The organism is Allobosea sp. CRIB-10 (assembly GCF_900112185.1).
GTDB lineage: Bacteria > Pseudomonadota > Alphaproteobacteria > Rhizobiales > Beijerinckiaceae > Allobosea.
In genome coordinates this window covers 54,728-66,058 of record NZ_FOKP01000023.1, presented here as the reverse complement: position 1 = coordinate 66,058, position 11,331 = coordinate 54,728, and the positions used below count along the sequence as shown (strand labels likewise).

The following is an 11,331-nucleotide window of genomic DNA, read 5'->3' as shown; positions in this document are numbered from 1 at the left end:
CATGCCCTACGTCATCACCGATGCCTGCATCGACGTGAAGGACCGTGGTTGCCTCGACGCCTGCCCGGTCGACTGCATCTATGAAGGCGGGCGCACGCTTTACATCCATCCCGACGAATGCATCGATTGCGGCCTGTGCGAAACCGTCTGTCCGGTCGCGGCGATCTATGCCGACGACCGGATCCCGGACGAGCTGACGAGGTGGATCGCGGTGAACAGCGCCTATTTCGGCCCGGAGATCAGCGGCCTCGGCTCGCCGCGGGGCGCCGATGCCAAGACGACGCGCCAGGTCGATCATCCCGTCGTCGCGGCCTGGCCCGCCAAGCACGGCTGAATCGGCGATGCATGCGGCTGCCCTCGCCTATTTTCGCGAGACGGCCCGGCGCGGCTCGGTCCGCAAGGCGGCGAGCCAGCTCAACGTTGCGGCCAGCGCCCTCAACCGCCAGATTCTGAAGCTCGAGGCCGAATTCGGCACGCCGCTGTTCGAGCGTCTGGCCTCCGGCATGAAACTGACCGCGGCCGGCGAGCTGCTGCTCCGCCATGTCACCGCGACCTTCCATGATTTCGACCGCGTCCGCGTCGCGATCGAGGATCTGCGCGAAGCGCGCTCCGGACATGTGACGATCTCGGCTGTCGATTCCCTGTTGATCGACTTCGTGCCGCGCGCCATCGACCGTTTCCGAACCGCCTTTCCTGCCGTCGTCTTCACGGTCCTGGCGGTCGCGCCCCAGGAGGTGCCGGAGCAGCTGGTGGATGGCCGCGCCGATATCGGCTTCACCTTCGTCGGCCAGATCGACAAGGGCACCGAGCTCCTGGCGGAGATCAAGGCGCCGCTCGGCGTGATCATGCCCTTCGACCATCCGCTCGCCGGCAAGGCCGCCATCAGCTTCGACGAGGCCAAGGCCTATCCGTTCCTGGCCCAGGCCGGGCCGCTGCCACGCTCGGCCGATATCGACCCTGATTTCGCTACCTTCCGCGCCGGGTTGGTGCCGCGCCTGACCTCGAACTCGATCCAGATGCTGAAGCGCTCGATCCGGCTCGGCATGGGCATCGCCTTCTTCACCCGGCTCGGCTTCCTCGAGGAGCTGGAGCAGGGAGAGCTGGTCTGGCGCCCCTTCGCATCGGCGGCGATCAATCGCGGCCGCATCGGCCTGCTGGTCGCGTCGGAGCGCGCGCTCAGCGCTCCGGCCAAGCAGTTCGCCAGCCAGCTATGCGACGATATCGCACGGACGAGCTGGAGCTGACGCCTAGGTCGGATCGGACCAACCAGGACGGCCCTCAATCGGGCGGCGCCCTGCCAGGGTCACGCTGCGTGATCAGCCGGGCGCTGCGGTGGCCGCTGACATAGATCCAGAGCCAGTTGAGGGCGACGGCGAGCCGGTTGCGCAACCCGATCAGGAAGAAGATGTGGGCGATGCCCCAGATCCACCAGGCCAGGCGCCCGCGCAGCTTAATCCAGCCGAAATCGACGATCGCGGCTCGCTTGCCGATCGTCGCGAGATTGCCGGCGTTCTTGTAGACGAAAGGCGCCGCCGACGGCTTGCCCTGCAGCCGGGCCTTGATCAGCTTGGCGACGTAGTGTCCTTCCTGCTTGGCGGCCGGCGCCACGCCCGGAACCGGCTTGCCGTCCGCACCTGCCACGAAGGCGGTGTCGCCGACGACGAAGATGTCAGGCTGGCCGGGTACCGAGAGATCGGGTTCGACACGGACCCGCCCGGCGCGGTCGGCAGGCGCCTCCAGCCATTCCGCTGCGGGCGAGGCGGCCACGCCCGCCGCCCACAGGATAGTCCGGGCCGGCAGGAAGGCGCCGCCGAGCTCGACGCCGTCGGCCCGGCATTGCGAGACCGCCTGTCCCAGCCTGACCTCGACCCCGAGGCGTTCCAGCGCTCGCGCGGCATAGGCCGACAGGTCCTCGGTGAAACCGGCGAGGATGCGCGGCCCGGCTTCGACCAGCACGACGCGGGCGCTGCGCGTATCGAAATTGCGGAAGTCGCCGCGCAGCGTGTCGCGGGCCAGCTCGGCGATGGTGCCGGCGATCTCGACCCCGGTCGGCCCCGCCCCGATGATCACGAAGGTGAGCCATTCTGCCCGTCTTGCCTCGTCCGTCTCCCACTCCGCCTGCTCGAAGGCCGACAGGATGCGCCGCCGGATCCGCGTCGCATCCTCGAGCGTCTTCACGCCCGGTGCATAGGGCTCCCATTCGTCATGGCCGAAATAGGCATGGCGCGCGCCGGTGGCGAGGATCAGCGTGTCGAAGGCGATCGGCGGCTCGCCGTCCAGCAGAACCCGCTTGCCGTCCCGCTCGACGCCAGTGACGGTGCCGAGCAGGGTCGTGACGTTCTTGTGGCCGCGCAGCAGAAAGCGGATCGGCCAGGCGATCTCCGAGGTCGGCAGCGAGGCGGTCGCGACCTGATAGAGCAGCGGCTGGAACAGATGATGGTTGCGCCGGTCGATCATGGTGATCCTGACCGGAGCGCTGGCGAGATTGCGCGCCGCCTCCAGCCCGCCGAAGCCGGCGCCGACAATGACGACGTGATGCTCCGCCCCGGCGCTCACGGGCCCTGCGGCGCAAGGACGACCGCCGCCTCCGAGGTCAGCATGCGGAAGGTGAAGCTCTCCTGCAGATAGAGCTCGACGGTCGTGGCGGTATGGCCGAGATAGCCGATCGAGATGTCCTGGCCGAGATCGAGCTCGAAATCGCCACCGCGGGTGGTGAGCAGGAAACCGCCCTCGATCGCCGGCGCCCAGATCACGCCGCCATCGACGATGCACTCGATGTGGTGGAAGATCGGATAGCCCTCCTCGTTGCCGCCGCTCGCCGCCAGATAGGCGTCCGCTCCCAGCACCAGCGCATAGGGACCGTTGCAGCCGGCGAGCTTGAGGTCGCTCAGCGCCCTGGCGACCGCCTCCGGATAATCGTCGAGCTTCTCCGGCAGCGGCACGGCGGCGTTGCTGCTGCCGGCGCGGATGCCGCCGATCCCGGCCGCGGCATAGCCGTCGAAGACGGCGCGATCCTCGGCGAAGGCGAGGGTCTTCGCCGCATCCTTCAACGGCTGCCAGTCGGAATCGTCCGAGCCGCGCTCGACATCGTCGATCGCCTGCCGCGTCAGGGTGAAGGGCACGCGCAGCTCGACCATAGGCTGCGCCTCGCGCAGCAGCGAGCGGATGCCCTCCGCCGGCGCCGTGATCGGCCGCGTATGCCCCGTGCCGGCAGCGGCGTAGCCCACGCCCTTCGGCCCGTCGACATCGACGACCCGGCGCGCCGCCAGATAGCGCTTCAGCGTGCGCGCGGCCTCCTCCTCGATCTGCGCCCAGGCGGCTTCCGAGATGGGAGCGAGCTCGCGGTGCAGATTATTCATGGCCTGCCTCTTTCTTCAGGGAGCCGATACCGAGCGAGCCATCGCCGGAGGATCGGGAGGGAGATGCCGGCGCGGGCTCGGGAGCGGCGGGAGCCGGTGCGCCAGCTTCCGGAGCGGCCCTCTCGGCCGTTACGGCATCGAGGAACGTCGCAGTCGGCACGAAGAACAGCGAGCCGGTGACCGCGCGGCTGAAGTCGAGCAGCCGGTCGTAAGTGCCCGGCGGCGAACCGACGAACATGTTCTCCAGCATCCGCTCGATCCGCCGCGGCGTGCGGGAGTAGCCGATGAAATAGGTGCCGAACTCGGCAGCGCCGACTTTGCCGAAGGGCATGTTGTCCCTGAGGATGTCGACGGGGTCGCCATCCTCGGTGATGCTGGTCAGGACATTGTGCGCATAGGGCTTCTTGAGCGCGTCGGGCTGCTCGATGTCGGAGAGCTTGTGGCGGCCGACGATGTTCTCCTGCTCCTCGACCGGCACGCGTTCCCAGGCCGTCAGGTCATGCAAATATTTCTGCACGATGACATAGCTGCCCCCGGTGAAGGCCGCGTCCTCGTCGCCGATGATGGCGGCCTTGATCGCATCGGGGCCGGCGGGATTCTCGGTGCCGTCGACGAAGCCGATCAGGTCGCGGTCGTCGAAATAGTTGAAGCCGTGGACCTCGTCGACGGCGGTGACGGCGCGGCCCAGCCGGAGCATGATCTGCCGCGCCAGCTCGAAGCACAGATCCATCCGCTTGCTCGCGCGGATGTGGAACAGGATGTCGCCGGGCGTCGAGACGGCGTGATGCACGCCGCGGATCTCCTGAAAAGGGTGCAGCTCCTTCGGCCGCGGCCCGTCGAACAGCCGGTCCCAGGCCTGCGAGCCGAAGGCCATGACGCAGGAGAGATTGCCCGCCAGATCGCGGAAGCCGACCGCCCGCAACAGGGCGGACAGGTCGGCGCACAGGCCCCGCACGGCCGTCTCGGCTGCGCTGCCGGGATTGATCGTCACCACCAGGAAGATCGCGGAACGCGTCAATGCCGCCGCAACCGGCTGCGGGACGACGGATGGCACGCCTGAATCCATGGACGACCTGCTGATAGCCTTCGGAGCCATGCCGGTCGCCCGGATGGTCACGCCGATCATCGCGCGGCAAAGCGACCATGGGAAGGGATTCGGCAAAGCCTCCAGCGGAAAGCCGAGGCCGGGCAGCCGTCAGCGCAGCCGGTCCATGTCTCGGAAGCTGCGACCGGGAGGGACGCGATCACGCCGGGTGGGCGCAAATCTGGGCCGAGGCCGGAACCGTCAGAGGTCGACCGGCTTGCCCGATGCCTCCTCCTCCAGCGTCACGGCGATGTCGGCATTGGCGGAGAGGCGCACCTTGTCGCCTTCGACGCCGGCGACGAAGCCGAGCTCGATGTAGTGGTGATGGCCCTCATGCCGGCCGTAGGAGTCGCTCTTCTTCAGCTTGATGCGCTCCCCTTCGACGCGATCCACCGTCCCGACATGGACGCCGTCGGCGCCGATGACCTCCATGCCTTCCTCGACCTTGGCGTTCATGCTGACGTCCTTCTGGGTTGAGATCTGCCGAATGCACGGCCGCGAGCGACGGCTGTCGCTTCGGCGTGCCGAAACCTAACCGCCGGCGCCCATGTCGGTTCCAGCCCGTCCCTGTCAGCCGATTTGGGGCGGCTTACCCTCGAGGCTCAGTGCCCCTTCGCCACGAAGACCGCCACTTTCGAACTACCACGAATCTCGCGCGAGACGATGTTCTAGCGGAACGTTTTCGCCAATGCGTCGGCGTGCCTGGTCAGCAGGCCGAGATCGGAGCCGACCGCAACGAAACGGTAGCCCCATTCGATGTAGCGGCGCGCATCGGCCTCGGACGGCGTCAGGATGCCGGCCGGCTTGCCGACGGCCGTCAGCTGCTCGACCGCGCCCTTGATCGCGGCCTGCACCTCGGGATGGCCGGGATTGCCGATATGGCCGAGCGAGGCCGAGAGATCGGCCGGGCCGATGAAGACGCCGTCGACGCCGTCGACCGAAGCGATCGCCTCGATCTCCGCCAGCGCTTCGCCGGTCTCGACCTGGACGAGGACGCAGATCTCGGCATCGGCGCGCTTGAGATAATCGGGCACGCGGCCATAACGGCTGCCGCGCCCGCTGACGGTGATGCCGCGGATGCCGGCCGGCGGATAGCGACAGGCGGCGACCGCCTTGGCCGCCTCCTCCGCGTTCTGGACGAAGGGCACCAGCACGGCCTGCGTGCCGATGTCGAGCAGGCGCTTCAGCAGCACCGGATCGTTCCAGGCCGGGCGCACGATCGGCGTCGCCGTGCCGGCCTGCAGCGCCTGGAGTTGGGCGAGAACCGCCGGCGGCTCGTTGGGCGAATGCTCGGTGTCGACCAGGATCCAGTCGAAGCCGCTATGGCCGATGATCTCGGCGACGATCGGGCTGCACAGGCTGCTCCACAGCCCGATCTGCAGTTCGCCGCGGGCGAGCGCGGCCTTGAAGGCATTGCGGGGCAGATCCATCGACGGCTCCTCCGAGCATGTTCCGCAAAAGTGGGGACCACTTTTGCGACAAGAACATGCTCAACTTATTGAGTTGGCGCGAATTCTTTCCGTTCCGCCGAAGTCGGCTGAACGGAAAGCGCGCTAGACGAACTGCACGGAGACGCTACCGAGCGGCCCGAAATCGGCGTGCAGCGTATCGCCCTTAGCCGCCCAGACCGGCCGTGTGAAGGAGCCGGACAGCATCAGGTCGCCCGGCTGCAGGGTGATGTCGAAGGGCGCGAGCTTGTTGGCGAGCCAGGCGATCGCCATGGCCGGGTGACCCAGCACGCCGGCGGCGAGGCCGGTCTCCTCGATCTCGGCGTTGCGATAGAAGATTGCGCCGACCCAGCGCAGGTCGACATCCTCAGGCCGGACCGGTCGGCCGCCCAGCACGATGCCGGCGGCGGCGCCATTGTCGGCGACCGTGTCGAAGATCTTGCGCGGCTCGGTGACGCGCGCATCGATGATCTCGATCGAGGGCACGACATATTCGGTCGCCCTGAGCACATCAATCAGCCCGATGCCCGGGCCCTTCAGCGGTTCCTTCAGGATGAAGGTCAGTTCCGGCTCGACGCGGGGCACGCAGAAGTTCTCGAACTTCACCTTGGCGCCGTCGTTCAGGAGAAGGTCGTCGAAGAGATAGCCATAGTCGGGCTCGTCGATCTTCGAGGAGGCCCGCATCGCCTTCGAGGTCAGGCCGATCTTGTGGCCGATGATGCGGGCACCGGCCTTGACCCGCTCCTGCGCCACCGCCGACGAGATCGCATAGGAATCGGCGATCTCGATCTCGGGGAACATCTGCGAGGGCCGCTCGCCCTGCTTCCTGGTGCGGTGGCTTTCGAGCAAAGAGCGCACCACCTGCGCGCGCTGGGCTTCGGTCAGCATGGACGTTTCCTATGATCTATGGCGCTGAGCGCGCTTGTGGAGACGGCGGTCGCAAGCGACCGCCCGGTGTGATCGAGAAACCTAAGGGCCTTCAGAGCTTGACGCAGACGTTGCGCAGCTCGGTGTAGAACTCCATCGAGTGCACGCCGCCCTCGCGGCCAATGCCGGACTGCTTCGAGCCGCCGAAGGGGGTGCGCAGGTCGCGCAGGAACCAGGAATTCACCCAGGTGATGCCAACCTCGACCTGCGCCGCGACGCGATGGGCCCGCGTCAGGTTCTCCGTCCAGATCGAAGTGGCGAGGCCGTAGGGGCTGTCGTTCGCCAGGGCGATGACGGCATCCTCCTCGTCGAAGGGCACGATGTTGCAGCAGGGCCCGAAGATCTCCTCGCGCATCACAGCCGAATCCTCAGGAAGACCCGTCCAGATCGTCGGCTCGACGAAGGAGCCGGCGGAATACGGCGCCGCAAGCTCGGGAATACCGCCGCCGGTGATGATCTCGGCCCCCTCGGCCTTCGCCTTGGCATAGTAGGACAGCACCTTGTCGCGGTGGACCTGGCTGATCAGCGGGCCGAGCGTGGTCGCGGCCTCGAACGGATTGCCGGGCTTCAGCTTCTCTGCCGCGTGCTTCAGGCGCTGGGTGAACTCGGCGAAGATCGGCCGCTCGACATAGACGCGCTCGGTACCGAGGCAGACCTGGCCGCAATTGGCGAAGACGGCGCGAGTCACGCCCTCGATCGCCTTGTCCATGTCGCAATCGGCGAAGACCAGCGAGGCGTTCTTGCCGCCGAGCTCGAGCGAGACCGGGCGGACGCCCCTGGACGCGGCCCGCATGATCGCCTCGCCGGTGCGGGTCTCTCCGGTGAAGGTGATGCCGTCGACGCCCGGATGGCTGGTCAGGTACTCGCCGGCGCTGTCCTCGCCGAAGCCGTGCACGACATTGTAGACGCCGGGCGGCACGCCGGCCTCGTTCATGATCTCGCCGAGCATGGTCGCCGTGGTCGGCGTCTCCTCGGAGGGCTTGACCACGACGGTGTTGCCGCAGGCCAGCGCCGGGGCGACCTTCCAGGTCATCAGCAGGAGCGGCAGATTCCACGGGCAGACCACGGCAATGACGCCGCGCGGCCCGCGGATCGCGTAGTTCAGCGCCCCTGCCCCGTCCGGCGTCGCCATGCGGAAGGTCTCGGTCGAGAGCGTCAGCACCTGGTCGGCGAAGACGTTGAAGTTCGCGGCGCCGCGCGGAATATCGATATGCGAGGCGAGGCTCTTCGGCTTGCCGGTGTCGAGCACCTCGGCGGTGAGGAAGTCGTCGAAGCGGGCCATGATCCCGTCGGCGACCTTGCGCAGGATGGCCGAACGCTGCTGTTCGCTCATCCTGCCCCACGGGCCCTTGAGGGCGCGCTTGGCCGCCTTGACCGCGTCATCGATCGCGGCCGAGTCGGCCTCCGGCACGAGGTTGATCACCTCGCCGGTCGCTGGGTGACGGTTCTCGAAGCTGCTGCGGCCGGCCGGCACGAAGCGCCCGTCGATGAAATGCGACAGGCGGGCGGTTTCGGCACTGACAGCAGCGCCCTGGTAGCGCGGAACGGCGCTGTTCATCGTCTCACTCCCGGTTTGTTGTCGTTATCGTCATGGGCGCATCATCGCGCCGCCATTCACGTCGAGGATGGCGCCCGAGACGAAGCTCGCCGCCGGAGAGCAGAGAAAGGCGATCGGCCAGGCAATCTCCTCCGGCCTTGCGGCCCGGCTGAGCGGATGCTTCGCCAGCGCCCCCGAAAGGTCGTGGACGCCGACCATGGCCGTGTCGGTGATGCCCGGCGCGACGCCGTTGACCAGTACGCCCTGGCCGCCGAAGCGGGCCGCAAGCCAGCGCACCAGCGTGTGCAGGCCGCCCTTCGACGCAGCGTAGTGCGGACCGACGCCGGGGAAGGAGCCACCGGTCGCGGCGACGATCGAGCCGACGAGGACGACCCGGCCGCCGCCGCGCGCCGCCATGGCGGGCACGAGTTCGCGCGCCAGGCGCATCGGCGCCATCAGGTTGAGCGACAGCGTCGTCTCGGCGACCTCCTCCCAGCCATCTGCGTCCCAATCGATTGGGCGGTAGATGCCGGCGCCGAGCACCGCGGCATCGATCGGCCCGGCCTGTTCGGACAGGCGCCGCGGCGCCTCGTCGTCGAGCAGGTCGATGACGATCTCGCGGGCATTGCCGGATTTCTCGCCGAGCCCTGCGATCGTCGCCGCGCAGGAAATGCGATCGGTGAGCACGAGCTTGGCGCCAAGGCTCGCCAATACTTGCGCGGTGACCGCGCCGATGCCACCGGCCGCGCCGGTGACCAGAATGATCTGGCCGCTCAGATCGAAGCCGCTCACGCCTTGTCTCCGGGAGCATCGTCGTCGCGGCTCAGCGCGGCCATCGCCTTGCGGACTTCTTCGGCGGTGCGGGCAAGGTGAAGCTCGGTCATCCGGCAGGCGCGCAGCGCATTGCGCTGCATCGTCGCGTCGTAGATGGCCCGGTGCTCGTCATGGACGTTGCGCCAGCCGCGCGAGACGTTGAGCGAGACGCGGCGATAGCGCTCGGACTGCTGGTAGAGCAGGGCGCGCAGCTTGATCAGCATCGGCGAGCCGGCGGCCGAGACCAGAGCGGCGTGGAAGGCGCGATTGCGCGCTTCCCAGATCTCGAGCTGCTCTGGGGGCAAGGGCTCTCTGGTATGCGGCAGATGCTCTTCGACCGCCGCCAGCGCCTCGAACGCCGCCGTGACCTCGTGCTCCCACTCTGCATCGCCATTGCGGATCGCGGCGTTGAGCGCCTCGGTCTCGATTAGGGCGCGGACGCGGGAGACGTCGTCGAGCTCGTCGAGCGAGAGTGGCGCCACCCAGAAGCCGCGCTGCCCTTCGGAGACGACGAGCAGGTCGCCCATCAAACGGGCAAGCGCCTCGCGCAGCGGCGACATGCCGACGGCATAGTCCTGCGCCAGCCCTTCGAGCTTCAGCTTGCTGCCGGCCGCCAGCCGGCCATTGACGATGTCGCCGCGCAATTGGCGGTAGGTCCGGTCGGCCAGAGTCTTGTCGGAAGAGGTCATTCCGAGGCGCGCAGCTCCTGTGGTCGATGGCCTTCTCTATCATCAAATTTCGAAATTACAATCCTGATTGAAATGCCTCGCCGATGCCATTTTCATTATAAACTTCGTAATCATGGGAATTTTTTGAGACGCCTTGGTTTCTGGCGTGAACTGCGTTCGAAAAAATATCGAAATAAGATTGACAGGCTTATATCGATCTTGTTGGATGCCGGGCAATCGGGTGGCGCCAAGACCGCCCCGTTGGAGGACGTCCCATGACCGAGCGCTTTTCCTTCTCTCGCCGCAGCTTCCTCGCGACCGCCGGTGCCACCGCCTTCACCGGCGCGATGGGTGCGCCGGCTCTGGCACAGACTGCCAACAAGCCGCTGAAGATCGGCATGGTGACCTCGCTGTCGGGCCCGTTCACGGCGCTCGGCGAGAGCATGCGCGCCGGCATGCAGATGTTCCTGGCCGAGAATGGCGGCAAGCTCGCCGGCCGCGCCGTCGAATTGATCGTCGAGGACGATCAGGCCAAGCCCGATGAGGGCGTGCGCAAATTCCGCAAGCTCCTCGGCCAGGACAATGTCGACATCGTCTCCGGCGTGATCTCCTCCGCCGTGGCGCTCGCTGTCCGCGACGTGGTGACCGAGGCCAAGGCGCTGACCTTCATCTCCGCCGGCTCGGCCAATGACCTTGCCCGCAAGGCGGCGAGCCCCTTCGTCTTCCGCCCGACCAAGACCAACTGGATGCTCGGCCATACCGCCGGCCAGTGGGCTTTCGAGAAGCTCGGCAAGTCCGGCTGCCTGACGATCGCCGCCGACTATGCCGCCGGCCGCGAATCCGTCGGCGATTTCGTCGCGAGCTACCAGCAGCAGGGCGGCAAGGTCGGCAAGCAGCTCTGGGCACCGCTCGGCACTACCGATTTCGGGCCGCTGCTGACGACGATCGCCTCGGAGCGGCCGGAGTTCATCTTCTCTTTCTTCGCCGGCTCCGACGCGGTGCGCTTCCTGCGCCAGATGCGCGAGTACCGGCTGCACGGCAAGGTCAAGCTGATCGGCAGCGGCGCGCTGTTCGACCAGGAGGACGTGGTCTCGGCCGTCAAGGAAGCGGCGCTCGGCGGGCTCAACACCTGCAACCAGTCGCCGACGGCGCCGAGCTCGGCCGCCTTCACCAAGGCCTATCAGGCCGCCCGCAACGCCATGCCCGGCGAGATGGGCACGGCCGGCTACGTCACCGGCCAGGTGATCAAGGCCGCGGTCGAGCGCGTCGAAGGCGATCTCTCCAACAAGGAGAAGGTCAAGGAAGCGCTGCTCGCCAAGGAGGTCGAGACCGTGTTCGGGCCGATGCCGTTCGACCCACGCAACAACCAGGCGATCCTCGACATCTATGTCAACGAGATCAAGGAAGGCGCCGGCGGCCCGGTCAACCAGGTGATCCACACCTATAAGGGCGTCCGCGATCCGGGCCCGGTGGCTTGACGCGACAAGGAGCGGTT

General features: G+C 67.4%; 12 protein-coding genes. 3 read left to right on the top strand and 9 right to left on the bottom strand.

The annotated features are described in order from the left end of the window. Position 1: 1 nt before the first annotated feature. Together fdxA and BMZ69_RS23715 are read left to right on the top strand one after the other, a co-directional pair. Complete coding sequence (fdxA, locus tag BMZ69_RS23720) at positions 2–334, top strand: ferredoxin (RefSeq protein ID WP_092161470.1); 333 nt, start codon at positions 2–4, stop codon at positions 332–334. A gap of 7 nt (positions 335–341) precedes the next feature. Continuing rightward, positions 342–1,244, top strand: coding sequence for a LysR family transcriptional regulator (locus tag BMZ69_RS23715; protein ID WP_175506945.1), 903 nt, complete (start codon positions 342–344; stop codon positions 1,242–1,244). 34 nt (positions 1,245–1,278) lie between these two features. Here BMZ69_RS23715 and BMZ69_RS23710 read toward each other — a convergent pair whose 3' ends face one another. From BMZ69_RS23710 to BMZ69_RS23670, 9 genes are all read right to left on the bottom strand, one after another. Beyond that, a complete protein-coding gene (locus BMZ69_RS23710; protein WP_092161465.1) occupies positions 1,279–2,556 on the bottom strand; it encodes an NAD(P)/FAD-dependent oxidoreductase in 1,278 nt (425 codons plus the stop codon). Next, entirely contained in the window at positions 2,553–3,359 is an 807-nt protein-coding gene (locus BMZ69_RS23705) for a family 1 encapsulin nanocompartment shell protein (protein ID WP_092161462.1), read from the bottom strand. Before BMZ69_RS23705 ends, BMZ69_RS23710 begins: the two co-directional genes overlap by 4 nt. Continuing rightward, positions 3,352–4,425: a Dyp-type peroxidase gene (locus BMZ69_RS23700; protein WP_092161546.1), complete on the bottom strand. Its 1,074-nt coding sequence runs from the start codon at positions 4,423–4,425 to the stop codon at positions 3,352–3,354. Before BMZ69_RS23700 ends, BMZ69_RS23705 begins: the two co-directional genes overlap by 8 nt. Before the next feature lie 219 nt (positions 4,426–4,644). Then, the gene (locus BMZ69_RS23695; protein ID WP_092161460.1) at positions 4,645–4,899 is read right to left on the bottom strand and encodes a DUF2171 domain-containing protein; all 255 of its coding nucleotides are present in this window, start codon (positions 4,897–4,899) and stop codon (positions 4,645–4,647) included. Between the two features lie 212 nt (positions 4,900–5,111). Further along, positions 5,112–5,873, bottom strand: coding sequence for an HpcH/HpaI aldolase family protein (locus tag BMZ69_RS23690; protein ID WP_092161457.1), 762 nt, complete (start codon positions 5,871–5,873; stop codon positions 5,112–5,114). 123 nt (positions 5,874–5,996) lie between these two features. After that, entirely contained in the window at positions 5,997–6,779 is a 783-nt protein-coding gene (locus BMZ69_RS23685) for a fumarylacetoacetate hydrolase family protein (protein WP_092161455.1), read from the bottom strand. A 91-nt stretch (positions 6,780–6,870) separates the two neighbouring features. After that, on the bottom strand, positions 6,871–8,376 hold the full coding sequence (locus BMZ69_RS23680) for a 2-hydroxymuconic semialdehyde dehydrogenase (RefSeq protein WP_092161453.1): 1,506 nt from the start codon (positions 8,374–8,376) through the stop codon (positions 6,871–6,873). A gap of 30 nt (positions 8,377–8,406) precedes the next feature. After that, the gene (locus tag BMZ69_RS23675) at positions 8,407–9,147 is read right to left on the bottom strand and encodes an SDR family NAD(P)-dependent oxidoreductase (RefSeq protein ID WP_175506944.1); all 741 of its coding nucleotides are present in this window, start codon (positions 9,145–9,147) and stop codon (positions 8,407–8,409) included. Next, the gene (locus BMZ69_RS23670) at positions 9,144–9,857 is read right to left on the bottom strand and encodes a GntR family transcriptional regulator (protein WP_092161451.1); all 714 of its coding nucleotides are present in this window, start codon (positions 9,855–9,857) and stop codon (positions 9,144–9,146) included. Before BMZ69_RS23670 ends, BMZ69_RS23675 begins: the two co-directional genes overlap by 4 nt. A 254-nt stretch (positions 9,858–10,111) precedes the next feature. Between BMZ69_RS23670 and BMZ69_RS23665 the strand changes: the two genes are divergently transcribed. Continuing rightward, positions 10,112–11,314: an ABC transporter substrate-binding protein gene (locus tag BMZ69_RS23665; RefSeq protein ID WP_210188081.1), complete on the top strand. Its 1,203-nt coding sequence runs from the start codon at positions 10,112–10,114 to the stop codon at positions 11,312–11,314. Positions 11,315–11,331 lie beyond the last annotated feature (17 nt).